Here is a 25,424-nt window from a genome sequence, read left to right on the forward strand (position 1 = left end):
GCGCGTCCGTCGGGCTCGGCAGCGCCGCGCAGCCGCTCGCCTGCAATCGCCATAGCTTCGAGCGACACCGCCACGTGCGCCGCGGTTTCCTCCCTCGAGGCTTGTCCAACACCTGCCCTCTATTCGGTGCCATTCGCACCACTGGCATGTCGCGCGGGCAGGTGTCGAACAAACCTAAACGGGAGCTGATGGTCGCGATCGGCGTCCCTACGGCCGCAATGTGCCCATAGCGGAAGGTCGAAGTCGACGACGAAGGCGGCACCATAGCGACGACCGTCCCTCCCCGACCAAAGGCTTGGCAAACAGGGCTTGGAGCAAAGCGGTCATCGACTCCTCTGCCAGATCACCGGCTTCGACGACCGGTCATGTTCGCACTGCCGTCATTGAGTCTCGCTGGCTGTGGCGCGCGCCTGTCAACCAGCTGCCGAGGGACTGCTTCTCAAAGCTTCGAACGGGCGATCCCAACCCATTGGCGACATTCCGATGTTCTGAACTCGTCGTCCCGAAGCGGCCGTTCAGTGCCGCCTCAGCCGTATGACATTTTTGCTCTCGAAGTTGTGCCAATCAGGGACCCAAACAGCGCTGCGGTGCTGAGACCTTCTCTCACCAGTTGTCACAACAAACTGGACGGTAGGGGGTGGGCCTACGTAGATGGGGCTTCGATGATCGCGCGCATTCTTTTTGCGCCGCAGAGAACAAAACCTGCAGCGAGATTCAGGGAGTCATTGATGTCCGTCTTTCAGTCCCATGTCCGTGGGCTCGCCATAGCTTTGCTCATTGGCTTGTCGAGCACCTCCTTCGCTCAAAGTCAGGACGCCGTTGACGCTCGTGCGTCGCAAAAAGCGGACGCAGACACACGACCCGAGCGGGAGCGCGCAGAGCGCGATGCGGCGGCCAGGGAGGAAGTGGTTCAGGCTCTCGCAACTCTGGCCACGCAGTCTTTCTACGAAGAGCAGAGCAACCTTAAACGGGGCCCCCAAGGCATCGCGCCGCTGGACATGAAGCTGTTCGGCGACCACGCCGACCTGTACACGGGCGCCTTGCACTTCCAGCACGTCGACGTCAGCCTGCCCGGCAACAGTGCTTTGCCCGTGGAGTTCGGCCGCAAGCATTCGGCAGGCCGCGACCTCAACATCGGCGGCCAGCTTGGTACCTGGGACCTTGCCATCCCGCACATGAAGGGCAATTTCGCGACTGCCAATGGCTGGGTCGGCGTGGGCAACAGTTCGGCACGCTGCAGCAGCTTCGGCGCGCCGGGCGGCGCGACGAGCAGCGACGGTCGCGAGTCCTGGCCGAACTACCTGTACTGGAGTGGCAACTTCCTCAGCGCCCCTGGTGCCGACAGCGAAGAGGTCTTGACACGCACCACTGCCAACACCAAGGCGCCAACCGATGGCAACACTTATCCGCTCGTCACCAAAAGTGGATGGCAAATCCGCTGCCTGCCCAGCTTGGCCAATGGCAGCGGGGAGGGCTTTCTGGCGCTGAGTCCGGACGGCGTTCAGTACCGCTTCGATTGGCTGGCGTCGCGCTTCATGCGGCCCCTCAGCCGAAACAGCAGTTATCTCGCGCGCAACGAAGTTTGGATCATGCCGACGCAGGTGCGCGATCGCTTCGGCAACACCGTCACCTACACCTACGACGGCGCCGACCCCTGGAAACTGCTCAAGATCGAAGCCAACGATGGCCGGCGCCTGACCATCGGCTACATCAGCTCGCAGGTCAACGGGCGGGCCCGCAATCTGGTCGATTCGGTGACCGATGGCGTGCGGACATGGCGTTATGGCTACGACGGCAACGGCGCGCTCACGACAGTCACCCGGCCGGACAGTTCGCAGTGGGTCTTCGACCTCCGGCCATTGGCCACACGCAACAGCGTCCTGGGTGAGGGAGCGGATTGCTACTGGCCGGGCGACTATCCGACGGTTCCTTTCGTTGGGACTGTCCGTCACCCGTCCGGTGCGCAGGCGACCTACACGACGTACTTCACGCAGCACGGCCAATCCGGCGCCCCGACAACGTGCTGGAATCTCTCCGACAAACCAGCGGGCACCGGGTCGGTGCCCAAGTTCGCTCTCTATCCGGGGAGCTGGTTCACCCAGGCCCTGACCGCAAAGCAGGTTACGGGGCCGGGCCTGCCCACGATGAACTGGTCCTATGAATGGAGCTACGCCGGCGGCAACAAGCTAGTCACCGAACGCGCGCCCGGCGGCCGCACGACGCGCTACACCTACGGCATCGCCTTCGGAGTGAACGCAGGGCAACAACTCCAGGTCGATGAGGGCTGGGATGGCAGCGCGGCGCTGCGCACCACCGCGATGACGTATCGCTCGACCAGCGTGCCATGGCCCGAGCCCGTAGGCAACAGCCAGGTGCTCGCATTTGATCCTCTGGTCCTGCGCCACCGCCCCGTCGACAGCAAGCAGATCACGCAGCAAGGGGCGCTATTCAAGTGGCAGGCCACCAGCTTCGACACGCTAGCGCGGCCGACCGTCGTCACCAAGAGCGGATCGGGCGTGAGCCGCACCGAGACCACCACCTACTACGACCACCTCGGGCTGTGGGTTCTCGGGCAAGTGGACACGGTCACGTCGGGTGGGCTCACGCTGGTTGACAACGACTTCCACGCGACGACTGCCATGCTGGCGAGCGAGAAAAAGTTCGGCGTGTTGCAGTACAGCTATGGCTACCACGCGGATGGCAACCTGCAAAGCCGGACCGACGGCCGCAACTTCGCGACAACCTACTCCAGCTACAAGCGCGGCCTGCCGCAATCGGTCAGCTATCCCAACAGCACCAGCGAAGGCGCCGTCGTCAACGACCTCGGTCTCATCACAAGCGTGACGAATGCGGCGGGCTACACGACGGGCTATGGCTACGACGCGATAGGGCGTCTAGCGAGCATCACACCGCCAGCTGGATTCACCGGAACGACATTGGTGTTCCAGCCTGTTGGTTCCACTGAGTATGGGCTTTCCGCCGGGCATTGGCGCCAGACCGTCACCAAGGGCAACGCCAAGACCGTCAGCTACTTTGACGGCCTGTGGCGGCCGGTGATGACCCGCACATTTGATGCCGCCAACGAAGCCGCTACTCGCAAGGTCATCGTCAAGGGCTACGGCGAGGACGGCGACCTCTCCTTTGTGAGCTACCCGCAACGCGACCTGAGCAGCGTGGCCGTGACTTCACCCGGCACCCGCATGCAGCACGACGCTTTGGGCCGACTGCTGCGTACCGAGGCCGATAGCGAACTCGGCACCCTCGTTAGCACCAGCGAATACCTCAGCGGCTTGCAGGTCCGCCAGACCAATGCGCGCAACCTCGCCACCACCCAGACGATGTGGGCGCTGGACAACCCGGCGGATGCGCAGATCAGCACCATCAGTGCGCCCGAAGGTGTGACGGTCACCATTGCGCGCGACGACTTCGGCAAGCCCATGTCCATCACGCGTGGTGGCGTCACCCGGCGCTATGTCTATGACGCCGGCCAGCGCCTGTGCAAGACCATCGAGCCCGAGGTCGGCGCCACCGTGCAGGACTACGACGGAGCCGGCAACGTGGCCTGGCGTGCGCCGGGCCAAGCCTTGCTCAACGCGTCGAGCTGCGACACCGCCAGCGCGGCGGCCGGCGCCAAGATCAGCTATGGCTACGACCCGATCAACCAGCTGACCAGCACGAGCTACGGCGACGGCAGCCCGGCTATCTCCCGCACCTATTGGGGCGACGGCCGGCTCAAGACCGTGGTCAGCAACGGCGCGAGCTGGAGTTACACCTACAACGGCCTGCGCCAGCCGCTCAACGAGACGCTGAACTACGGCGGCCTGAACTACGCCGTCGACTGGGGCTACAACGCAGCCGGGAACCTCAGCTCGCTCACGTACCCCAACGGCGAAGCCAGCGTTGCCTACAACCCCAACGCCCTGGGCGAGCCCACCATGGTCGGCAGCTACGCCAGCGCCGTGGCCTTCCACCCCAACGGCGGCGTGGCGAGCTACACCTTGGGCAACGGCATTGCGCACCAGCTGGTTCAGAACTCACGCGGGCTGCCGCTGGTCAACCGTGATGTCGGCGTCATGCAGGATCAGTACGGCTACGACGGCAACGGCAATGTGACCGGCATCACCGACCAGCAGCTGAACGTCTTCACCCGCAGCATGACCTACGACGGCCTGGACCGCCTGAAGACGGCCAGCGCGCCCAATGTCTGGGGCGCGGCAAGCTACACCTACGACGCCGCTGACAACCTGCGCACCGCCAACGTCGGCACCCGCAACGTGACGCTGAACTACACTGACGGCACGAACCGGCTGAACAGCCTGACGCAAAACGGCGCCAGCGTGCCGTACAGCTACGACGCCTACGGCAACATCCGCAGCAAGGGCGCGCAGACCTTCGGTTTTGACTTGGGCAACCGGCTGACCAGTTCCAGCATCGGCGGCGGCTATGTCTACGACGGGCTTGGCCGGCGAGTGCGCGTGCTCAGCAGCGATGGCTCCACGCGCATCCACGTCTACAGCCAGGCCGGTCAGCTGATGTGGAGCACCAGCACGGGCGGGCCTCGGGCGGCCAGCCGCACGGCCTATGTGTACCTGGGCGGCAAGCAGATCGCCGAGTGGAACAGCGCGGCGGGCGTGCAGTACGTGCATACCGATGCGCTGGGCAGCCCGGTGGCGCGTTCCAATGCGTCGGCAGTCGTCACCAACCGCACACGGTTTGAGCCCTACGGCTATGTTGCACAGGGCGCCAAGCCCGGGCCCAACATCAGCCTGATCGGCTTCACGGGGCATGTGCAGGATGCGGAGACGGATCTTGTGTACATGCAGCAGCGGTATTTCGACCCGATGGCGGGGAGGTTTTTGAGTAGTGATCCGGTGGTGGCGGATGCCGACACCGGCGCTATGTTCGGCCGATACCACTACGCAAACAACAACCCATATCGATTCGTGGACCCCGATGGGCAGGCTTGTACCGGCTCTCACATCAAAAGCGAGGACTGCGCCGGAGGCGGGCTCGCAGCCGGAAAAAGCGGGTTCTCGACTCAAGCCATTCGTCAGTCCGTTGACAGTTTCGCTACGGGCGGATACGGACAATTGGCCAGCCAATCAGCGGCCCGCGGTGATTCTGTATCTGCAGTTGGCTACACCATTGCCGGTACTGTCTACGGCCTGGGTAACGTGCTCACCCTTGGGCAGGGAGCGCGAGCTGTATCCCTGGCGCGGTCAGTCTTTGCGGCAAAGGGAACGACGCCGCTGTTCCGCGCGGTTGGTCCGGTTGAACTTGCCGACGTCCAGGCGACGGGCGCGCTGAGAAACTTGGGTTCAGCAGAAGGCAAGTACTTCACGACCTCGGCGTCCGAGGCCTCGGCCTACGCGAAGCAAGCCGTCAAATCGTTCGGGGATTCGCCGTACACGATCATCCGGACGGACGTTCCGAACAGCATCTTCAAGGGTTTGTCGCCGGCGGCTGTTGATCGCGGCATTCCGGCTTGGGTGATCCCGACGGATCGTCTTCAGGGGTTGGTTCCGAGCGTGATGAATCACTCGCCATTGCCACCAGTGAGATTTTAACGATGAAACCGGATGCAATCATCAACGTGCGCTTCTTAACGACAGCGGAGGGCGGTCGCAGTACAGCGGTTGAAGGACAGTACTACGCGTGTCCTCTGTTCGTCGATAGCGAGGGCTTCGACTGCCGACTGCTGCTGGAGGGGCGGCGCCTTGAACTCGGCGCTGCCTCGGAAGTGCCGGTCAAATTCCTCTACCGCGACCTAGCGCTTCCGAAGCTCGCCGTCGGAAAGGAAGTGCTGCTGTGGGAGGGGCGAAATGTTGCTAAGGGCCAGGTGGTCAAGATCGTTGACGAGTGATCCGACAAGCCCGGCGGCTTAAGGCACGAATGCCTCGATCTGCACGCCGCTGACGGCGCCGAGGTGCTTGACGTTGGCGATGATGAGGGTGAGGTGAGGCGGTGCTCGCGCATGCCGTGCGATGGCACCACCGCGTCGATCTGTGCTGGTCTAGTTTCCGCGGACACCTCGATGGGTGGAATCCACCTGGACGAGGAACATGAGCAAGAGACAACGAAGGCACTTCGACGCGGCGTTCAAGCTGCAGGTCGTGCAAATGATTCGCGAGCAAGGCCTGGGCGTGAGCGAGGTCTGCCGCGACATGAAGCTGGGCGAGACGGCGGTGAGGCGGTGGCTGGCCCAGCTCGATGGAGAAGCTGCCGGCCGCCCTGGCATTGGCGAGCCACTCACCGCAGAGCAGCAGCGCAACCGTCAGCTTGAGGCCGAGAACAAGCAGCTGCGAGGCGATGTCGACCTCCTAGAAAAAGGCATCGGCCCTCTTCGCCCGGGAACTGCGTTGAGTCACCGACTCGTCGAGCAGCTGAGCAAGAGGGCCGTCAGCGTGGAGCGCCTTTGCTGCGTACTGGGCGTCAGCCGTTCGGGCTACTACGGGGCCCGCCAGCGCGCTCGGTCCACGCCTGCGGTCTGCCTGGCCAGCACGCATCTCAAGGCAGAGTTTGCCGCCAGCGGCCGGGTCTACGGCAGCGGCGGCTGTGCGCGGTGGTGCGGGCCAAGGGCGTGCGCCTGGGGCGCCACCGGGTGCAGCGCCTGATGCGCGAGCACCGGCTGCGCGCGCTGTGGCGGCGCAAGTTCGTCCACACCACGGACAGTGGTCATGCGCTGCCTGTTTGCGACAACCTGTTGGCCAGACGCTTCGATCCCAGCGGCCCTAACCAGGCTTGGGTGAGCGACATCACCTACATCCGCACGCGCAGCGGCTGGCTGTACCTGGCGGTGGTGCTGGACCTGTACGCGCGCAAAGTTGTCGGCTGGGCGATGGCGCCGAGCATGCACGCCGAACTGGTCTGCGCGGCGCTGCAACTGGCCATCGCACAGCGCCAACCGGCGCCAGGAATGATCGTGCATTCGGACAGGGGCAGTCAGTACGCCAGTGCGCTACATCAGGCGCTGCTGGCTCGCAACGGCCTGGTCGGCAGCATGAGCCGCAAAGGCAACTGCTGGGACAACGCGGTGATGGAGCGCTTCTTCCTGAGCCTCAAGACCGAGCGGGTCTGGCAACGCGACTACGCCAACCACGCCGAGGCTATGACCGACGTCGCCGACTACATCGTCGGCTTCTACAACAGCACCCGGCTGCACTTTCGAGCAGCAATCGGCAGTCAAACAACCTATCGCTGTGTCCGAGAACACTTGACCAGGACAGTTCCGCCGAGCGTCAGATTCTGGATGTGCAGCGGTCACTCAGCCGGCGCGCAGTCGGATGACCGGTGCCGGCGGGAGCGGTCATCAGATCGCCAAAACGGGGTGTTGGCAGCGAGCCTAGACCCGTAGTTCGATCGAGGTCGGCTTCGGGCACTTTGTTGACTCTCAGGCGCCGACTGCGAGCGACAGCACCCAGCCTATAGCGGCTTTCCGTGCCTGCCTGCCTGCGTGCGTGCTCCAGCAAAACGAAAGCAGGTTAAGCCCACCGGCCGCCTGCTCTGCGGCTCCCACGAAGCCGCCTCACCCAACCAGTTCCACCAGCACGAAGTGCTTGCGTACCGGCTCCAGGACCTCGAACTCGCCCTCGAACCCCGGCGGATGACCCCGCCCTGGCCAGGGCCGATGTCCACCGCGCCGTCGGGACCGTGCAGGCGCACGCGACCCTGCAGCACGTGGAAATATTCCTGGCGGCCCGCCGGGAACACGATGCGCCAGCGGCCCACCTCGCAGGCCCAGATGCCGGCGCTCATCGGGCCGGCCTGGTGCAGCGTCCAGGTCTGGCGCTGCGGAGCGCCGCTGATGCGGCGATCCTCGCGGGGCAGGTCGTGCACGGGTTGCAGGCCCGTGGTTGCGTCGATGAGCACGATGGGCCTGGTCATCAGTTCATCCGCATCGGGATGGTCACGGGCCCGTCGTTGACGAGGTGGACCTGCATGTCGGCGCCGAACTCGCCGCTGGCGACCTGGGCATGCTGGTTGCGCGCGAACGCCAGCGTGTGCTCGTAGAGCCGCCGGCCTGCTTCAGCCGGCGCCGCGCCGGTAAAGCTCGGCCGGTTGCCGGCACTCACATCCGCCGCCAGTGTGAACTGGCTGACGACGAGCAGCCCGCCGGCCACGTCCTGCAGGCTGCGGTTCATCTTGCCGGCGGCGTCGCTGAAGATGCGCAGCTTGAGCACCTTGGCGACGAGTTTCTCGGCCGTGGCCTCGCTGTCGGCCGGCTCGGCACACACCAGCATCAACAGGCCCGGGCCGATGGCGCCGACGACGGCGCCTGCCACTTCGACGCGTGCCTCGCGCACCCTTTGCAATATCGCGATCAAACCAGGTCCTCCTCGTCCAGCGCATGCGCCTCGACGTCCATGGGCAGCAGCTGGATGCTGGCCCGCAGCCCCGGCAAGGCGCGCATCAGCGCCACCTCCACATCGCCGCGCAGCGCTGCCGCACGGCCGAGTGTCCAGTTGGCCGGCATGTGCATGTGCAGATCGACAAAGCGGCGCTGCCCGGCCACGCGGCTGACGACATGGTCGAAGCGGATCGCATGCGGGCCGCTGAAGCTGTCGAGCACCGCCTGCACCTGAGCCAGGCTGTCGGCGTCCAGCGCCTCGTCCATCAGGCCCCGTGTGGATTGGCGCATCAGGTGCACGCCTTCGCGCAGGATGTTCATCGCCACCAGGCCGGCCAGCAGCGGGTCCAGCCACTGCCAGCCCGTGGTCATCACGCCGATCAGACCGGCCACGACGCCGGCCGATGTCCAGACGTCGGTGATCAGGTGCCGCGCATCCCCTTCCAGCGCGACCGAACGCACCTCGCGCGCCTTGCGCAACATCGCCCACGCAAGCCCGCCGTTGAGTGCCGAGCTGACCGCCGCCAACGCGATGCCCAGGCCGATGGCGTCCAGCGCCTGGGGATGGCGCCAGCGGTCGACGGCGCCCCACAGGATGCCCAGGCCGGCCGCGATGATGAGGATGCCCTCGAAGCCGCTGGAGAAGTACTCAGCTTTGTGGTGGCCATAGGGATGGCCCTCGTCCGGCGGCTGGGCGGCCAGCGTCACCATGGCCAGCGCGAACACGGCGCCGGCCAGGTTCACAAGCGACTCCAGCGCATCGGCTGCCAGGCTGACGGAGCCGGTCCACCACCAGGCGGCGGTCTTGAGCGCTATCGTCACGAGGGCGGTCGCGACGGAGAGCTTCAGGTAGGAGCGGGCTTGCATGGCGCGATTGTCGTGGCCCGTCTTCAGGGGTGAGGATTCACGCCGGGCGGCTGCTGCGCATCCGCTAACCTGCGCGCCGTTCAATCATGGAGTCATGCCGTGCAAAGTCTTTACCGTGCCTGCGGCGTCGCAGCGCTGCTGCTGCTTGCAAGTACGGCGTCCCAGGCCGCGCCGATCACCAAGCTGGGCGTTATGTCGGTGCTGGGACGCGAGGTGCAACTGGTCATCGCGGCGCCGACGGTCGGCACGCGCGTGGATCGCAATGCCAAGGACTCGCTGAAGGTCGGCAACGAGTTCGAGAACTTCATCCTTCGTACGACGGTCGAAGGCGCGGGCCGCGAGGGCCTGGGCGAGGCGCTGATGCTGGCGCGGCCGGCCAGTGGCGCGATGCCCTGGCAGCGTGACGGCCAGGCCGTGCTGGTGACCCAGGCACTGCTCGATGCGGCCCGTGCGGCCAAGCTGTCGCACCTGGTGCTGATCCAGCCGGTGCGCGCCGAGGCCCGTCTGCAGATGTTCCGCAGTGTCACTGGCACGGGCCAGCTCGAAGGCCTGGGTTTCTATGTTGATACGGCGCTCGAGGTCGAACACGTTGATACAGGCCAGCGCAGCGCCGGCTTCCTGGCACCCTACGCCTACTTCGACATGTACCTCGTTGACGTCGCCACGCTGGACCTGCAAGCCGAGCACCGTGCACGCGCCAGCACGGCCGTCGCCGACATCGTGCGCCAGGGCAACGATCCCTGGCAGGCGTTGTCGACCGAGCGCAAGGTCGAAGCGCTCAAGCAGTTGACGCGCGGGGAGATCGATGCGGCGCTGCGCCAGTGGAGCCGTGCCGCTGCCGCGTCGGCACCGGCCCGCTGAGGCGGCTGCACTTCCTAGAATGCGCCGCATCGCACCGGAGTCCAGCGCATGACCACCCCCCACACTACCGACGTCTCCCACATCGCGCCGCGCGAGAAGGCCGAGATCCTGTCCCAGGCCTTGCCCTACATCCGCAAGTTCCATGGCAAGACCATCGTCATCAAGTACGGTGGCAATGCCATGACCGACCCGGCCCTGCAGCAGGATTTTGCCGAGGACGTGGTGCTGCTCAAGCTGGTCGGCCTCAACCCCATCGTCGTGCACGGTGGCGGGCCGCAGATCGAGGGCGCCTTGAGCCGCCTGGGCAAGAAGGGCGAGTTCGTGCAGGGCATGCGCGTGACCGACGAGGAGACGATGGAGGTCGTTGAGTGGGTGCTGGCCGGCCAGGTGCAGCAAGACATCGTTGGCCTCATCAACGCCGCGGGCGGCAAGGCGGTGGGCTTGACCGGCCGCGACGGCGGCATGATCCGCGCCAAGAAACTCAAGATGCTGGACAAGGACGACCCGGCCAAGGAGCACGACGTCGGCCAGGTCGGCGACATCGTGGCCATCGACCCCAGCGTCGTGAAGGCGCTGCAGGACGACCAGTTCATCCCGGTCGTCAGCCCCATCGGCTTCGGCGAGCACAACGAGAGCTACAACATCAATGCCGACGTGGTCGCCGCCAAGCTGGCCACGGTGCTGCAGGCCGAGAAGCTGCTGATGCTGACCAACATCCGTGGCGTGCTGGACAAGAACGGTGAGCTGTTGACCGAGCTGACGCCGCGCCGCATCGACGAGCTGGTGGCCGACGGCACGATCAGCGGCGGCATGATCCCCAAGATCGCCGGCGCCATCGACGCGGCCAAGAGCGGCGTCAACGCCGTCCACATCATCGACGGGCGGGTGCCGCACTCCATGCAGCTTGAGGTGCTGACCGACCATGCTTACGGCACCATGCTCAGCTCGCGCTGATTGATCCCCTCGTCCATGGACTACCTTGGCCGGCCCCCTGGGGGACTGTGATGCTTGCCGGTTCGACCGGCAAGCACACCGCCAGCGCGGGCCGGCTTGGGAGCGGCCCGGCGCTCGGCCCGCAAAACGCAAGGGAACCGTTTAAATGAACGCCCGCGACCAGGTCTGGCTGTTCGACCTCGACGACACGCTGCACAACGCCTCGCACCGGGCGTTCAGGGAACTGAATGCGTCGATGACGGCCTACATCGTCACTCATCTCGGGCTGGCGGAGGACGAGGCGGTGGCACTGCGACACCGCTACTGGCTGCGCTATGGCGCCACGCTGACGGGGCTGCAGCGCCACCATGGCGTCAAGGCGGCGCACTTCCTGCACGAGACGCATCTGCTGCCGGGGCTGGATGCGCACCTGCACGGCCATTCCCACGACCTGGCGGCATTGCGCCGGCTGCCGGGCCGCAAGTTCCTGATGACGAATGCACCGCGCGTCTACGCCGAGCGCGTGCTCGCCAAGCTCGGCCTGCGCGACGTCTTCGAAGGCCTGATCTGTATCGAGGACATGAGCTGCTTCGGCCAGTCCCGCCCCAAGCCGGATGCACGCATGTTCCGCATGGTGCTGGCCCGCCTCGGCGTGCCGGCTAGGCGTTGCATCCTGGTCGAGGACACGCTGGTGCATCAGAAGACTGCGCGGGGCCTGGGCCTGCGAACGGTCTGGATGCAGCGCTGGCTGCGCGGCGCGGGTGCGGCGGGCCTGCACCGGCGGCCCGTCTACGTCAGCCGGCGCGTGCGGTCCCTCGCGGCGTTGTTACGCTCTCCCCATTTCTGAAGGAAGACGGCGTGGGGCATGGGGGTATCCTCGCCCGACAATATGACTTCTTCGCGTTTGGAAAGTCCACAGAGTCCATGTCCCCGTTCTCGGTCCTGATCGTCGAAGACCAAGCTCGCTTCCGTGACGCGTTCACGCATGCGCTGGGCAATGTGCCCGACATCGAGTTGCTGGGCATTGCGCCCGACCTGCCCCAGGGCCGGCGCATGTTCGATCAACTCCAGCCCGATGTGCTGCTGGTTGACCTGGACCTGCCCGGCGGCAGCGGCATCGAGCTGATCCGCCATGCGGCCCAGACGCGGCCGCAGTGCGAGGTCATGGTGATCTCGGTATTCGGTGACGAGCAGCATGTGGTGGCCAGCATCGAGGCCGGTGCCACCGGGTATCTGCTCAAGGACAGCCTGGCGCTGGACCTGCCCGGCCAGCTGCGCTCCCTGCGGGCGGGCGGCAGCCCCATCAGCCCCATCATTGCCCGCCGGCTGCTGGTGCGTCTGGCGCCCGGCGCCCAAGGTTCGACCGGCCCCTCGCCGGAAGCCATGGCCGCGACGATGGCGGATGAGGAAGTCGTCGCCCTGTCCGAGCAGGAGTCGCGCGTGCTGCACCTGGCGGCCAAGGGCTTCACCTTCGACGAGATCGCGCAGTTCATGCAGGTGTCGCCGCACACGGTCATGACCTACGTGAAGCGCGTCTACCGCAAGCTGCACGTGCGCTCCAAGGTCGAGGCGATCTACGAGGCACGTCGCCTCGGCTGGCTGCGCGACTAGCATCCGCAGCATGGACGCCGCCGCCCCGCCCGACGACAGTACCGCTCCCAGGAAACGCCCCAAGCCGGGCGAACGCCGCGCGCAAATCCTGCAGGTGCTGGCCGGCATGCTGGAGCAGCCGGGCGCCGATCGCATCACGACGGCGGCGCTGGCGGCCAGGCTGGATGTCAGCGAGGCGGCGCTGTACCGCCACTTCGCCAGCAAGGCGCAGATGTTCGAGGCGCTGATCGACTTCATCGAAGGCAGCGTCTTCGGCCTGGTCAACCAGATCGCGGACTCGCCGCTTCCCCTGCCGCTGCCCGGCAAGGCGGCGCGCATTGCCAGCGTCATCCTGCAGTTCGGCGAGAAAAACCCCGGCATGGCGCGCGTCATGGTGGGCGATGCGCTGGTCTACGAGAACGAGCGTTTGGTGGCGCGCATGAACCAGTTCTTCGACCGCATCGAGTCCTCGCTGCGCCAGGTGCTGCGCACGGCGGCCGAGGCGCAGGGCTCGATGGCGCCGACCGTGCAGGCCAACGCCCAGGCGTCGGTCTGGGTCAGCTTTATCATCGGACGGCTGCAGCGCTATGCGCGCTCGGGCTTCAAGCGCCTGCCGACGGAGCAGTTGGAAGCCTCGCTGAGAAGCATCGGCTAACTACACTGGCGGCATGTCTGCCGCTCTGGAATCCTTTCTCGCCCGCGCCGAGGGCCTGCTGACCCGGCTCGAAGCCGTGTTGCCCCATGCCGCCCCGCCGCCCGACTGGGCCGCGTCCACCGCCTTCCGGGCCCGCCGCCGTCATGGCGCCCTGGTGCTGGAGCCGGTGCGTGCCGTCAGCCGCATCCGCCTGGCGGACCTGCAGGAGGTCGAACCGCAGAAGGAGCGCCTGCTGCGCAACACGGCCCAGTTCGTCGCTGGCCGGCCGGCCAACAACGTGCTGCTGACAGGCGCCAAGGGCACCGGCAAGAGCTCGCTGATCAAGGCCGTGCTCAACGAATTCTCGGGCCGGGGCCTGCGCCTCATCGAGGTCGACAAGGCCGACCTCGTCGACCTGCCCGACCTGGTCGAGCAGGTTGCGTCGCGGCCCGAGCGCTTCGTCGTTTTTTGCGACGACCTCAGCTTTGACGAAGGGGAGGCCAGCTACAAGGCGCTCAAGAGCGTGCTCGACGGCTCGGTCTCGGCGGCCGGCGACAACGTGCTGATCTACGCCACCAGCAACCGCCGCCACCTGCTGCCCGAGAGGATGGTCGACAACCTGGCTGGCACGCATGGCGAGCATGGCGAGATCCACCCGGGCGAGGCCGTGGAGGAAAAGATATCCCTGTCCGAGCGCTTCGGGCTGTGGATCAGCTTCTACCCTTTCAGCCAGAACGAATACCTGGCCATCGTGGCGCAGTGGCTGCGGCATTTCGGCCTGGACGATGCGGCCATCGCAGGCGCTCGCCAGCAGGCCCTGATCTGGGCGCTGGAGCGCGGCTCGCGATCCGGTCGCGTGGCCTACCAGTTCGCGCGGGACATGGCGGGGCGGGCGGAATGACCGAGCGCGAGATCACCGAGGTTGCCGTGGGTGTGCTGGTCGCCCCTGACGGCCGGTTCCTGCTGACCTCGCGCCCCGAGGGCAAGGTCTATGCGGGCTACTGGGAGTTCCCGGGCGGCAAGGTCGAGGCGGGCGAGAGCGTCGAGCAGGCGCTTGCACGTGAACTGCGGGAGGAACTCGGTGTGCAGATCGGTGCGGCGCACCCGTGGCAGACGCTGGTCATGGACTATCCCCATGCCCGCGTGCGCCTGAACTTCTGCAAGGTGTTCGACTGGAGCGGCGAGTTCCAGATGCTGGAGGGTCAACAGATGGCCTGGGCCGACCTGCCGGTGCAGGTCAGGCCCGTGCTGCCCGGCACCATCCCGGTGTTGAAGTGGTTTGCCCAGGAGCGCCGGCATGCCGGCGTCACTCACCTAGACTGAAGTCATGAGCAGCAGTTGGTTGGACGACGTGAAGTGGGACGACAAGGGCCTGGTGCCCGTCATCGCCCAGGAGCAGGGCACGGGCGACGTGCTGATGTTCGCGTGGATGAACCGCGACGCCTTGGCGCTGACGGCCGAGCGCGGACAGGCCGTCTACTGGAGCCGCTCGCGTGCCAAGCTCTGGCACAAGGGAGAAGAGAGCGGCCACTTCCAGCAGGTGCACGCCATTCGGCTGGACTGCGACAACGACGTCGTGCTGCTGGCCGTCACGCAACTTGGCCATGATCCGGGCATCGCCTGCCATACCGGCCGTCACAGCTGCTTCTTTCAGAAGCTGCAGGACGGCGTCTGGACGACCACCGCACCGATATTGAAAGACCCGCACAAGATCTATGAGTGACGACATCCTCCGCCGCGTCGGCGCGGTCATCGAATCCCGAAAACCAGGCAAGGGCGCCGACCCCTCGACCAGTTATGTCGCCAGGCTCTTCGACAAGGGCCTGGATGCGATCCTGAAGAAGGTCGGCGAGGAGGCCATCGAGACCGTCATGGCGGCCAAGGACGGCGACACGCAGAAAGTGGTCTATGAAGTGGCCGACCTGTGGTTCCACAGCATGGTCGCACTGGCGCATTTCGGCCTGAAGCCCGACGACGTGCTGGCCGAGCTTTCACGCCGCGAAGGACTGTCGGGCCTGACCGAATTCGCCCAACGAGGAAACCAGCCATGAGCGCTGACCCGAACTGTCTCTTCTGCAAGATCGTCGCCGGTCAGATCCCGAGCAAGAAGGTCTACGAAGACGAGGAACTGCTCGCCTTCCACGACATCCATCCCTGGGCGCCGGTGCATGTGCTCATCATCCCCAAGCGCCATATCGCGTCCATGGCCGAGGTCACCGAGGCCGACGCACCGCTGCTCGGTCGCATGGCCGCCCTCGGCCCGCGGCTGATGAAGGAGCTGGGGGTGACAAATGGTTTCCGCCATGTCATCAACACCGGCCCCGACGGCGGCCAGGAGGTCCATCATTTGCACCTGCACGTGATGGGCGGCCCCCGCCCCTGGTTGAAAGGCTGAGCCGGGACCACACATAGTGCCTGCGCACTAGGAGCGCTTTTGACGCGCCGCCCCGAATGGGAGACGGCGCGGACAGGGGCCTCACCTAGAATTCCAGACAGTCCTCACCGGAGAAACATCATGGGTTCATTCAGCATCTGGCACTGGTTGATCGTGCTGCTGATCATCGTCCTCGTCTTTGGCACCAAGAAGCTCACCAACATCGGCAAGGATCTGGGGGGCGCCGTCAAGGGTTTCAAGGATGGCATCAAGGACGGCGGCACCACGTCGGAAACGACGCCCGCCGCGCCGCCCCAGCAAGTCACCGCCAGCAAGGTCAACGACCCGAACACGGTGGACGTCGACGCCAAGACCAAGTCCTGATGTCGAGCCTGACGAGTGCTTGACTTTGGTTTCGACAAGATCGCGCTGATCGGCGCGGTGGCCCTGATCGTCATCGGCCCCGAGAAGCTGCCGCGTGTTGCGCGCACGGTGGGGACGCTGCTCGGCAAGGCACAGCGCTATGTGTCCGACGTGAAGGCCGAAGTCAACCGCTCCATCGAGCTGGAGGAGCTTCAGAAGATGAAGACCCAGTTCCAGAGCGCGGTGCAGGACGTCGAGCAGAGCGTGCGGCAGGAAGTGGATTCGGCCACCCAGGCGTTTGACCAGTCCTGGCGCGACGTGACGAGTGATTCGTCCTATGAATCGGCCGCGCTTGCAGCGCCGCCGCCCGAGTACCGGCATCCCAGGAAGAACTGGCGCCTCAAGCGCGGTGCCACGCCGATGTGGTTCAAGCAGAAGGCGGGTGTGAAGCGGCATACCCAGTCTGGCGCGGCTCGCGTGGCCAGGTTCAGGCCTCCGGGCATTCATCGATGAGTTCTTTCCAGAAACCCGACCACGACGAACTGGCCGGTACCGAACAGCCCTTCGTGGCCCATCTGATGGAACTGCGCGACCGGTTGCTGCGCGCCGTGATCGCCATTGCCGTGTGCTTTGGCGCACTGGCGTTCTATCCGGGCCCCGGGGCGCTCTACGACCTGCTCGCTGCGCCGCTGGTCGCCCATCTGCCGGCCGGCACGACGATGATCGCAACCAACGTCATCGCGCCGTTCTTCGTGCCGATCAAGATCACCATGCTTGCCGGTTTCATGCTGGCGCTGCCGGTGGTGCTTTATCAAGTCTGGGCCTTCGTCGCGCCGGGCCTGTATTCGCATGAGAAGCGCCTCGTCGTGCCATTGGTGCTGTCCAGCACCTTGCTGTTCTTTGCCGGCGTGGCGTTTTGCTATTTCTTCGTCTTCGGCCAGGTTTTCGCCTTCATCCAGAGCTTTGCGCCCAAGAGCATCACGGCGGCGCCTGACATTGAGGCCTATCTGGGCTTCGTGATGAACATGTTCATCGCCTTTGGGGCGGCATTCGAAGTGCCCGTCATCGTCGTGGTGCTGGCCCGCATGGGCATCGTGCCGGTCGAGAAGCTGCGCGAGTGGCGCGGCTACTTCATCGTCGTGGCCTTCATCATCGCGGCCATCATCACACCGCCGGACGTCGTCTCGCAGCTGGCGCTGGCGATCCCGATGTGCCTGCTCTACGAGGTGGGGCTGTTCGCGGCGACCTATTTCGTGCGCAACGCCAAGGCACCCGATCCGGTCGACCCGACCGGCGATCAGTCGTCCTGATCGCGTTGCGGCTTGGGCCGCTGGGCCACGGCGAGCTGAAAACTCATTGGCTTGCCGCCGCGCTGCACGCCCACGTCGACCAGGGTCCTGGGCTTGAGCGCCGCCACGCTGGCGAGCAGCTCGGCAGGGGTGGCCACCGCGTGCTCGCCGATGCGCGTCAGCACGTCGCCGGGCCGAATGCCTGCCTTGGCGGCAGGCGCATCGTTGACGACGCCGCCGATCAGCACGCCCTTGGCGTCGCCCAGCTTGAGTGCCTCGGCCAACTCCGGCGTCAGCTCACGCGTCTGCACGCCGATCCAGCCGCGCGCCACGACACCGTCCTGCAGCAGCGACGCGGCCACCTGGCGCGCCACGTCGACGGGGATGGCGAAGCCGATGCCCAGCGAGCCGCCGCTGCGCGAGAAGATGGCCGTGTTGATGCCCACCAGGCGGCCGTCGGCATCTACCAGTGCACCGCCCGAATTGCCCGGGTTGATGGCCGCGTCGGTCTGGATGAAATTCTCGAAGGTATTGATGCCGAGCTGGTTGCGCCCCAGCGCCGAGACGATGCCGGAGGTGACGGTCTGGCCGACATTGAAGGGGTTGCCGATGGCCAGCACCACGTCGCCGACTGCCAGGCTGGCCGCGTCGCCCATGGCAATGACGGGCAGGTCGCGCAGGTCGATCTTCAGCACGGCGACGTCGGTCTCGGGGTCGGTGCCGACCAGCCTGGCCTGCGCCTGGCGGCCGTCGCTGAGCATGACCTCGATGTCGGAAGCGCCGTCGACGACATGGTTGTTCGTCAGCAGCACGCCATCGGCGGAAATGATGACGCCCGAGCCCAGGCCGAGCTGGGGGCTGCCGCGCTGCTGGCGCTGGCCGAAAGGGAAGCCCGGGAAGCCGAACAGCTGTTCATGCGCACGGCCCGCCCTTGAGGGCGCCTTGCTGGCGGTAATGCTGACGACGGCGGGCGATGCCACGCGCGCGGCCTGCGCAAAGCCGGCGCGCACGACCGAGGCGGCTGGGGAGGGCGGCAGGGCGATCTGGCGTGCAGTCTGGGCGATGGTGGCATCGGGCAGGCGGGGCTGCCGCTGCAGCCACTGCGGCTTGAGCGTGGCGACGACGAACAGCACCGCCAATGCCACCGTGACCGCCTGCGCGAAAATCAGCCAGAGCCGTTTCAACACCACATCCCCATCAAGCCATGACCGATCGCGCCGCACTGGAACTCAGCCTCAACCAGTTGCTGGAGCCCGCACGGTTCAAGGATTATGGGCCGAACGGTCTGCAGGTCGAGGGGCGCGCCGAGGTCGGCCATCTCGTCTGCGGGGTCACTGCCAGCCTGGCGTTGATCGACGCGGCCATCGCGGCCAAGGCCGATGCCATCCTGGTCCACCACGGCTTGTTCTGGCGTGGCCAGGACGGCCGCGTGACGGGCTGGATGAAGCAGCGCCTGGCCCGCTTGATCCAGCGCGACATCAACCTCTTCGCCTACCACCTGCCGCTCGACGCCCACCCGACGCTGGGCAACAACGCGCAGCTGGGCGCGCGCCTGGGCTGGGTGGCGGATGCGCGCTTTGGCGAGCAGGATCTGGGCTTCAGCGCCGCCGTCGAGCCGACCGCCCTGGACGCGCTGGCGGCCAGACTTCGGGTCGTGCTGGACCGTGAGGTGGTGGTGGTGCCCGGCGATGGCCGCCCACTGCGGCGCGTCGCCTGGTGCAGCGGCGGCGCGCAGGGCTACTTCGAGGCGGCCATTGCTGCGGGTGCCGACGTCTTCATCACCGGCGAGATCTCGGAGCCCCAGGCCCACTACGCCCGCGAGACCGGCGTGGCCTTCATCGCCGCTGGCCACCACGCGACCGAACGCTACGGCGTGCAGGGCGTGGGCGAGCGGGTCGCCCGGGACCTGGGGCTGAGCTGGCAGTTCATCGACGTCGACAACCCGGCCTAGCCCGCGTGTTCGAGCGCGTAGCCGACCGCTGCGCGCACGGCCGCGACCTGGGCGTCGATGCACTGCTGCGGCGTCGTGCGCGGGCTGTCGGGATAGACCTCGGTGGTCGTGCTGAACCGTGCGCCGGTGATGGCGGCGCACAGGTTGCGCTGCGCGACAGCGAAGGCGATCACACCGGGTGACTGCAGCGGGCAGCCGATGATGCGGCCGTCGGCATCGGCCGGCGCGATGTGGGTGACCCGGGCGACGGCGTCGATGACGGCGCGCTGGAACTCGGGCTGCGGATGCTCGGCGTCGTCGACGAGGTAGAAGCCGTCAGGAATGGCCCCGGGCTCGAAGGTCACGCCGTCGCGCGCGGCGAGGGCGGGGCGGAACTCCGCTTCGTCCGAATCCGTCGTCTCGTGCAGGTCGATGTGCAGCAACACCCGGCCGCGCAGCGGCGCGAGCAGGGCCACCAGCGCGGCGGCCTCACCGACCGGGCTGCCCGCGCGGAAATTGCGATTGGGGTCGAGCGCATTGAAGTTCCAGCGCTGCACGCGCTCATAGGCCCAGGGGCTGACACAGGCAGCCACCAGCAGGTTGGCACGCCCCGCCAATTCGAGGCCGTGGCGCTGCACGTACTGGAGGGCGCCGTGCACACCGCTGGTTTCGTAGCCATGCACCCCGCCGGTGACGACAACGACGGGCAGGGCGTCGTTCCAGTCGCGGCTGCGGATGGCCAGCAGCGGAAACCGCTCGGACCCGTATTCGATGACACCGTACTCGGCGACATCGAAGTCTGCGCTCAGTAGCGCGATGCCGCTCAGTACATCCTGCGCATAGCTGCGCTGCCGGACCAGGCGCTCACGCCACGCCCGCACCTCGGCGGGCCCCCAGGGCTGCCCGGGCGTGCCAATGGCATAGCTCATGGCCTGGCCTTCTCGCCGGAGATCCATGCGGCGATACGCTGCTCCAGCAGGGGCAGCGGCATGGCGCCCTGGTCGATGAGGGCGTTGTGGAAACGGCGCTGGTCGAACTTGCTGCCGAGCACGCCTTCTGCACGGGCGCGCAGCTCCCTGATCTTCAGCGCGCCCATCATGTAGCTCAGCGCCTGGCCGGGCTGTGCGTAGTAGCGGTCGACCTCCGCAGTCATGAAGACGGCGTCGTGACCGGTCTGCTCGATCATGTAGGCGATGGCCTTGTCGCGGCTCCAGCCGAGGGCGTGCAGGCCGGTGTCGACGACGAGTCGGGCGGCGCGGAACATCTGCGCCTGCAAATGGCCGAAGCGCGTGTAGGGGTCGCGGAACAGGCCGAGCTGCGGGCCCAGCGTCTCGGCATACAGCGCCCAGCCCTCGCTGAAGACCGAGTATTGCGCCTGGCGACGGAAGTTGGGCAGCTCGCCAAGCTCCACCTGGCGCGCGATCTGCAAATGGTGGCCGGGCACGGTCTCGTGGGCGACCAGGGTCTCCATCGCCCACTTCGGCCGGCGCTTGAACGCGATGGCGTTGGCGTTGAACCACCCGGGCGTCGTGCTGTCCAGCGAAGGGCCGTTGTAGTTGTCGGCCGCGCCCTCGCCGGTATAGGCGGGCATGGCGCGGATGCCATAGGGCGAGCGCGGCAGCTGCGCGAACAGCTTGGGCAGTTCGGGGTCGATGCGCTTGGCAATGGCGCGGTAGCCCTCCAGGAGTTCGTCGCCGCTCTGGTTGAAGAACTTCGGGTCGCTGTAGAGGAATTTCTTGAAGGCGGCCAGGTCGCCATCGAAGCCAGCCTCGGCTCTGACCTTCTCCATCTCGGCCCGCAGGCGGGCGACCTCACGCAAGCCGGTCGTGTGGATGTCCCCGGCTGCGAGCGGCAGGGTCACGTTGCGCTGGATCAGCGCCTCGTAGACCTTGTCGCCGCCGGGATAGCCTGACAGCGAGCCGCTGTCAGGCGCCTTGGAGGCCAGTTCGTCCTTCAGCACGGCCAGCAGCCTGCGCTGGGCCGGGTAGAAGATCTCGCGCAACGCCGCCTGGCCCTGAGCCTGGTAGCTGGCCTTCAGGCTGGCGTCCACCGTCATCCGGTGGAAGGGTTCATAGACCGGACTCTTCGTGACGTCTTCGGGCAGCTGGCCCTCGACTTGCGCGATGGCGCGCGCCAGCACCGGCCTGGAGGTCACCCAGCCGAGCGCCAGGCCCTGGCGCAGGATGGCGATCTCTTGGTCCACCCGGGCGGGATAGGCGGCCAGGCGCGCCAGCCACTGCCTGACCTGGACCTCGTTGTTGACCGGCACATTGCGCGCAAAGCCTGCAAGTGCCGACTGGGCGCCCGAGAGCGTGCCCAGCGTCAGCGTGCGCCAGCCGGCAAAGCCCTGCATCGCGACGTCTTGCTGATAGCGGTTGATGAACAGAGCCAGCGACACGCGGTCGGTGTCGCCCAACATGCGCACGTCGACGGCTTGTGCGCGCTTGAGCATGTCGCGTGCGAACGCGTCACGGGCGGCGATGCCGGCGGCGGAGCGGTCACTGAGCTTGTCGTTGAAGCGCAGGTCGCCACGCAGCGTGGCCCACTCGGGCGCCGCGCGGGCCTCGCTGTCCCAGGCTTCGTCGAACAAGGCCTGCAAGGCCAGGCGGGCCTTGGCCGTGGCGTCGGCAGCGGCGCTGGCTGGTGGGCGGGGCGCCGGCTGCGCAGCGGTGGGCGTGGTCAGGTGCAGGCCCGCGATCAGGGCGGCGGCAAGGGTGATGCGCAAAAGAGTCTCCATGGCGTGATGGGCCGGCCGGCAGTCTGCCAGTGCGCCGCGGCACGTGATGGAAGAATGCCGCATGACCCCGGACAACTCCCTAGACGGCGCGCTCGGTCGTCCGCTCCTCATCAGCATGGGCGACGCCTGTGGCATCGGGCCGGAGATCATCGCCAGGCTCTGGCAGCGCGAGGCGCCGCCAGACGCCCTGGTGGTGGGTGATGTCGCCGTCATGAGGCGCGCCGTCGGGGCCATTGGCGGTGGCCTGGCCGTCGCCGGGTTGGACGGACCTGAAGCATTGGGCCGCGTGCCGCCGCGCTGCCTGCCGGTCTGGCAGCCGTCGGCGCTGCCCCCCGGGCTGGTCGAGGCGCCGCAAGGCCGGGTCGATGCCCGCGCCGGCGCGGCGGCGGCGGTGTGTGTCGAGGCGGCCGTCGCATTGATCCAGGTCGGCCGTGCTCGCGGCCTGGTGACGGCGCCCATCCACAAGGAGGCGCTGCATGCCGCGGGCTCGGCCTATCCCGGCCATACCGAGATGCTGCAGGCTCTGGCTGGCGGCCTCCCCGTACGCATGATGCTGGCCAACGAGGAGCTGCGCACGGTGCTGGTCACCATCCATTGCTCGTTGCGCGACGCGATCGACCGCGTGACACGCGCCACGGTGCTGGAGACGCTGCACATCACCGATGCGGCACTCAGGCGCATGGGTTTTGCGGCGCCTCGCATCGCGGTGGCCGGGCTGAACCCGCATGCCGGCGAAGGCGGCTTGTTCGGCGACGAGGAGATCCGGCACATCGCGCCGGCCATCGCCGATGCGCAGGCAGCGGGAATGACCGCCAGCGGTCCGTTCGCACCGGACACCGTGTTCATGCGGGCCCGCCGCGGCGAGTTCGATGTCGTCGTCGCGATGACGCACGACCACGGGCTGATCCCGGTGAAGTACCTCGGGGTGGAACAGGGCGTCAACGTGACGCTGGGCCTGCCCTTCGTGCGTACCAGTCCCGACCACGGCACGGCTTTCGATATCGCCGGCCGCGGCATCGCCGACCCGGCCAGCCTGGCGGCGGCGCTGGCGATGGCGCGCCGCTTGGCCGCCTAGCGTCCGCCAAGCGCGGCGAGCTGTGCGCGTGCGCGCGCCGTCGCGCGCTCAAGCAGATGGGCGGGCTCGAAGGCGCGCATGCGGCCGGCCTCGCAAAGCTTCCTCAGCATGCGGGCCGTCATCGTCACCGTCTCCTGGTGGCGGTTGCCATGCGTGAAGATGAAGAAGCTGCGGCCCGCGCTGACGTGGGCCAGGCGCATCTTCTGCCAGTGCTCGCCGGTGTGCATCTGGTAGGCAAAGCCGAGTTCCATGGTGTCCAGCAGCAGCGCGCCGCTGCTCGGCTCGGCGGCGCTCTCCGCGGCCGGCAGGCCGTCGATGGAGATGTCCACGGCCTGCAGCGGCTCGGCGGCCGCCTGGGCGTCATTGCCTGACAGGTCGAGGTCGAGTTCGCCGTTCCAGTCGACACCCGACTCCTCCACCAGGCCCAGGCTCTTGGCCTCGGCCGGTGTCAGGCGCTGGCTGGCGTCGAGTTCGCCGGGCGCCGTCTCGCCGGCAATGGGCTTGGCCAGGTCGCCTTCGGCGGGAGGGGCCACGCCAAAGATTTGGTCGAGCTGCTTGATCAGCAGGTTGGTGTCGAGCGGACTGGGCGCCTGGCCTTTCAACGATTCGGCATGAGCCGGCAGCAGCGCGCCGAAGAAGTCCTTGCGCGGCGCATCCGGCCAGCGGATCAGATCGAGCCCCTCGTTGAGGGTGCGCATCAGGTTCGGCAGTTCGCGCAGGAAGTCGGCACGCGCGGCCGTGCCGCCCTTGGGCTGCACGCTCATCACCAGGCTGCGGCCGAGCTGGCGCAGGCGCAGCGCGCGCTCGGGCGCGCCTTCGCGTGAGGCCAGCACGATGGCCTGGCTCCAGACCTGGGCCAGGAAGTTGCGCAGGAAGTCCTGCATCGACACCTTGGCCAGCTGCTGCTGCAGCAACAGGGCATAGCGCTGCTGCAGGCGCAGGTCGGTCTCGCGACGTTCGACGACGGCGGCAGCGTCACCCGCCGCCTTCAAGGTGTTGCGGGTCTGCTCGGCGATGAAGGTTTCGAGTTCGTCAAGCTTGGCCGTGTAGACGTCCATGCGGTCGAAGTCGCCGCTCGCGACGTCCTGCACCAGGTCACGCACATGGGCCAGGAAGGAGCGGCCAGGGTCGTCGCTGAAGTCTTCGAAGGCGCAGGCCAGCGAAGCCATGCGGTTGACGAACTGGCGCACCGGATGGCGGCGCGACGAGAAGAAGGTTTCGTCGCCGAGCGCCACGCGCAGCACCGGCAACTGCAGCCGGGCAAGCAGGCGCGCCATCTGCGGCGGCACCTTGGGATCGGACAGGATCTGATCGAACAGACTGCCGACGACGTCGATGACCATGTGATCCAGCCGGCCTGTCGAGGCCTGGCGCAGCTCGTCACGGTGCAGGCTGATCAGATTGGTCGGCACGGGCATCTGGCCCCAGCCGCTGGGCTCGCCGCTGAGGGTGTCCAGGCCCATGCGGCTGGAATGACCGCCCTCGTAGCCACCACCGCCGTCGTAGGTGCCGGGTGCCTGCGCGAGACGGCGCAGCAGATCCATCATCTGCGGGTCGACGCGGCCGATGCCCCCTGACGCGGCACCACCGCCGCGGCCAGCAAACGCGCCGCTGCCCGTGCTGCCGAAGCCGCTGCCACGGCCGCCGCCCTTGCCGAAGCCGCCGTGGCCCGAGCCACCATAGCCGCCGCGCGTCGACATGCCGCCGTGGCCGGAATCAAAATCGCCCGGCTGGGTGCTGCCGCTGAGGCCGCCGAGGCGAGAGGCGGCGCCGTCGGGCGTTGCGCGCACCCGCAGATCCTGCGGGCGCAAGCCGCGCGATCGCAACAGCTCCGCGATGTCGGCATAGCAGCCGCGCATCTCCTGGGCCAGTGCGCGCGTCAGCTCATCGGTCAGGGTTTGACGGGTTTGCGGGTCGTCGGTGATGGTCTGGATGGCGTCGAGCAGGCCCTGGCCAATGAGTTCGGGTCGCAGCGGATTGCGCTCGCCGAGCTGGATGCCGGCCACGTAGGACTCGACCTCGCGCAGTTCCCATTCGCAGTGGTGACCGATGGCCAGGCCGATGCGGTCGGCGGCGACGAGGTTGTTGACTTGGTCGTCGTCCATCAGCGACAGCTCACCCCAGTCCCGCTTGGTCGCCGCCGCAACCTGTGGCTTGGTGTCGGATTGTTCAGCAGCGACCTGTTTGCGCAAGCTCTGCACGAAGCGCTGAGAGAAGACACCTTGTTGCTGTCGGAAAACGAATTGAGCTGCGAGCAGGGCGTCGCGGCGCTTGATCTGGCCTGCGGACAATGCTGACAAACCCAGGCCCTCCGCGCAGCGCTCGGCCGCCTGCTCGCCCGCCAGACGGATACGGGTCAGCGAAGCTTCGAGGTGCGGGTTCAGGCGTATCTCTGGCGCGTTCATCAATGGTGGCGGGTTACAT

25 protein-coding genes and 1 pseudogene are annotated in these 25,424 nt (G+C 66.9%); 19 read left to right on the forward strand and 7 right to left on the reverse strand.

The features are described from left to right. The 4 genes and pseudogenes from ACT6S0_RS07830 to ACT6S0_RS07845 all read left to right on the forward strand — a co-directional run. A partial coding sequence (locus tag ACT6S0_RS07830) for a hypothetical protein (protein ID WP_444763337.1) occupies positions 1 to 230 on the forward strand: 230 nt, incomplete at its 5' end. Between the two features lie 432 nt (positions 231 to 662). Then, positions 663 to 5,567, forward strand: coding sequence for an RHS repeat domain-containing protein (locus ACT6S0_RS07835; RefSeq protein ID WP_444763338.1), 4,905 nt, complete (start codon positions 663 to 665; stop codon positions 5,565 to 5,567). Positions 5,568 to 5,569: 2 nt separating this feature from the next. Next, positions 5,570 to 5,863, forward strand: a complete 294-nt coding sequence (locus tag ACT6S0_RS07840; RefSeq protein WP_444763339.1) for a hypothetical protein — start codon at positions 5,570 to 5,572, stop codon at positions 5,861 to 5,863. Between the two features lie 199 nt (positions 5,864 to 6,062). Then, a pseudogene (locus ACT6S0_RS07845) lies at positions 6,063 to 7,195 on the forward strand (IS3 family transposase); the annotation flags it as partial. Between the two features lie 227 nt (positions 7,196 to 7,422). Here ACT6S0_RS07845 and ACT6S0_RS07850 read toward each other — a convergent pair. The 3 genes from ACT6S0_RS07850 to ACT6S0_RS07860 are packed head-to-tail and all read right to left on the reverse strand — an operon-like array spanning position 7,423 to position 9,214. Next, positions 7,423 to 7,884, reverse strand: coding sequence for a cupin domain-containing protein (locus ACT6S0_RS07850; protein WP_444763340.1), 462 nt, complete (start codon positions 7,882 to 7,884; stop codon positions 7,423 to 7,425). After that, positions 7,884 to 8,324, reverse strand: a complete 441-nt coding sequence (gene dtd, locus ACT6S0_RS07855; protein ID WP_444763341.1) for a D-aminoacyl-tRNA deacylase — start codon at positions 8,322 to 8,324, stop codon at positions 7,884 to 7,886. The genes ACT6S0_RS07850 and dtd overlap by 1 nt, the downstream gene beginning before the upstream one ends. Further along, positions 8,321 to 9,214, reverse strand: coding sequence for a cation diffusion facilitator family transporter (locus tag ACT6S0_RS07860; RefSeq protein ID WP_444763342.1), 894 nt, complete (start codon positions 9,212 to 9,214; stop codon positions 8,321 to 8,323). Before ACT6S0_RS07860 ends, dtd begins: the two co-directional genes overlap by 4 nt. Positions 9,215 to 9,313: 99 nt before the next feature. On the opposite strand from ACT6S0_RS07860, the gene ACT6S0_RS07865 reads away from it, so the two are divergent. The 13 genes from ACT6S0_RS07865 (at position 9,314) to tatC (ending at position 17,279) form a co-directional block, all read left to right on the forward strand. After that, positions 9,314 to 10,075 carry a hypothetical protein gene (locus ACT6S0_RS07865; RefSeq protein WP_444763343.1) on the forward strand — a complete coding sequence of 254 codons (762 nt, stop codon included), beginning with the start codon at positions 9,314 to 9,316 and terminating at the stop codon, positions 10,073 to 10,075. Between the two features lie 48 nt (positions 10,076 to 10,123). Beyond that, entirely contained in the window at positions 10,124 to 11,029 is a 906-nt protein-coding gene (argB, locus tag ACT6S0_RS07870) for an acetylglutamate kinase (protein WP_444763344.1), read from the forward strand. A gap of 145 nt (positions 11,030 to 11,174) precedes the next feature. Then, the gene (locus tag ACT6S0_RS07875) at positions 11,175 to 11,855 is read left to right on the forward strand and encodes a pyrimidine 5'-nucleotidase (protein ID WP_444763345.1); all 681 of its coding nucleotides are present in this window, start codon (positions 11,175 to 11,177) and stop codon (positions 11,853 to 11,855) included. 77 nt (positions 11,856 to 11,932) lie between these two features. Continuing rightward, positions 11,933 to 12,619 carry a response regulator gene (locus ACT6S0_RS07880; RefSeq protein WP_056272115.1) on the forward strand — a complete coding sequence of 229 codons (687 nt, stop codon included), beginning with the start codon at positions 11,933 to 11,935 and terminating at the stop codon, positions 12,617 to 12,619. Positions 12,620 to 12,629: 10 nt separating this feature from the next. Further along, on the forward strand, positions 12,630 to 13,253 hold the full coding sequence (gene slmA / locus ACT6S0_RS07885; protein ID WP_444763346.1) for a nucleoid occlusion factor SlmA: 624 nt from the start codon (positions 12,630 to 12,632) through the stop codon (positions 13,251 to 13,253). Between the two features lie 13 nt (positions 13,254 to 13,266). Continuing rightward, positions 13,267 to 14,133 (forward strand): ATP-binding protein, encoded by an 867-nt coding sequence (locus ACT6S0_RS07890; RefSeq protein WP_444763347.1) that lies wholly within the window; start codon positions 13,267 to 13,269, stop codon positions 14,131 to 14,133. Further along, complete coding sequence (locus tag ACT6S0_RS07895) at positions 14,130 to 14,555, forward strand: NUDIX domain-containing protein (protein WP_444763348.1); 426 nt, start codon at positions 14,130 to 14,132, stop codon at positions 14,553 to 14,555. Before ACT6S0_RS07890 ends, ACT6S0_RS07895 begins: the two co-directional genes overlap by 4 nt. A 4-nt stretch (positions 14,556 to 14,559) precedes the next feature. Continuing rightward, entirely contained in the window at positions 14,560 to 14,955 is a 396-nt protein-coding gene (gene hisI / locus ACT6S0_RS07900; RefSeq protein WP_444763349.1) for a phosphoribosyl-AMP cyclohydrolase, read from the forward strand. Further along, positions 14,948 to 15,283: a phosphoribosyl-ATP diphosphatase gene (locus ACT6S0_RS07905; protein ID WP_444763350.1), complete on the forward strand. Its 336-nt coding sequence runs from the start codon at positions 14,948 to 14,950 to the stop codon at positions 15,281 to 15,283. The genes hisI and ACT6S0_RS07905 overlap by 8 nt, the downstream gene beginning before the upstream one ends. Further along, the gene (locus ACT6S0_RS07910) at positions 15,280 to 15,627 is read left to right on the forward strand and encodes a histidine triad nucleotide-binding protein (protein ID WP_444763351.1); all 348 of its coding nucleotides are present in this window, start codon (positions 15,280 to 15,282) and stop codon (positions 15,625 to 15,627) included. The genes ACT6S0_RS07905 and ACT6S0_RS07910 overlap by 4 nt, the downstream gene beginning before the upstream one ends. 120 nt (positions 15,628 to 15,747) lie before the next feature. After that, positions 15,748 to 15,990, forward strand: a complete 243-nt coding sequence (tatA, locus tag ACT6S0_RS07915) for a Sec-independent protein translocase subunit TatA (protein ID WP_444763352.1) — start codon at positions 15,748 to 15,750, stop codon at positions 15,988 to 15,990. Between the two features lie 15 nt (positions 15,991 to 16,005). Next, on the forward strand, positions 16,006 to 16,482 hold the full coding sequence (gene tatB, locus ACT6S0_RS07920; protein WP_444763353.1) for a Sec-independent protein translocase protein TatB: 477 nt from the start codon (positions 16,006 to 16,008) through the stop codon (positions 16,480 to 16,482). Then, a complete protein-coding gene (tatC, locus tag ACT6S0_RS07925; protein ID WP_444763354.1) occupies positions 16,479 to 17,279 on the forward strand; it encodes a twin-arginine translocase subunit TatC in 801 nt (266 codons plus the stop codon). The genes tatB and tatC overlap by 4 nt, the downstream gene beginning before the upstream one ends. Here tatC and ACT6S0_RS07930 read toward each other — a convergent pair. Further along, positions 17,267 to 18,442: a trypsin-like peptidase domain-containing protein gene (locus tag ACT6S0_RS07930; protein ID WP_444763355.1), complete on the reverse strand. Its 1,176-nt coding sequence runs from the start codon at positions 18,440 to 18,442 to the stop codon at positions 17,267 to 17,269. The genes tatC and ACT6S0_RS07930 overlap by 13 nt on opposite strands. A gap of 20 nt (positions 18,443 to 18,462) precedes the next feature. Here ACT6S0_RS07930 and ACT6S0_RS07935 point away from each other — a divergent pair, with 20 nt between their 5' ends. Next, complete coding sequence (locus tag ACT6S0_RS07935) at positions 18,463 to 19,209, forward strand: Nif3-like dinuclear metal center hexameric protein (protein ID WP_444763356.1); 747 nt, start codon at positions 18,463 to 18,465, stop codon at positions 19,207 to 19,209. On the opposite strand, the gene ACT6S0_RS07940 is transcribed toward ACT6S0_RS07935, so the two are convergent. Together ACT6S0_RS07940 and ACT6S0_RS07945 are read right to left on the reverse strand one after the other, a co-directional pair. Continuing rightward, positions 19,206 to 20,117 (reverse strand): peptidase, encoded by a 912-nt coding sequence (locus tag ACT6S0_RS07940; protein WP_444763357.1) that lies wholly within the window; start codon positions 20,115 to 20,117, stop codon positions 19,206 to 19,208. The genes ACT6S0_RS07935 and ACT6S0_RS07940 overlap by 4 nt on opposite strands. Next, complete coding sequence (locus tag ACT6S0_RS07945; RefSeq protein ID WP_444763358.1) at positions 20,114 to 21,925, reverse strand: DUF885 domain-containing protein; 1,812 nt, start codon at positions 21,923 to 21,925, stop codon at positions 20,114 to 20,116. Before ACT6S0_RS07945 ends, ACT6S0_RS07940 begins: the two co-directional genes overlap by 4 nt. 61 nt (positions 21,926 to 21,986) lie before the next feature. Between ACT6S0_RS07945 and pdxA the strand changes: the two genes are divergently transcribed. Continuing rightward, the gene (pdxA, locus tag ACT6S0_RS07950; protein ID WP_444763359.1) at positions 21,987 to 23,000 is read left to right on the forward strand and encodes a 4-hydroxythreonine-4-phosphate dehydrogenase PdxA; all 1,014 of its coding nucleotides are present in this window, start codon (positions 21,987 to 21,989) and stop codon (positions 22,998 to 23,000) included. On the opposite strand, the gene ACT6S0_RS07955 is transcribed toward pdxA, so the two are convergent. Continuing rightward, positions 22,997 to 25,405 carry a DUF1631 family protein gene (locus ACT6S0_RS07955; RefSeq protein WP_444763360.1) on the reverse strand — a complete coding sequence of 803 codons (2,409 nt, stop codon included), beginning with the start codon at positions 25,403 to 25,405 and terminating at the stop codon, positions 22,997 to 22,999. The two genes, pdxA and ACT6S0_RS07955, sit on opposite strands and share 4 nt — an antisense overlap. Positions 25,406 to 25,424 lie beyond the last annotated feature (19 nt).

Origin of the sequence: Roseateles sp., assembly GCF_052436255.1 — a bacterium.
Lineage (GTDB): Bacteria > Pseudomonadota > Gammaproteobacteria > Burkholderiales > Burkholderiaceae_C > Pelomonas.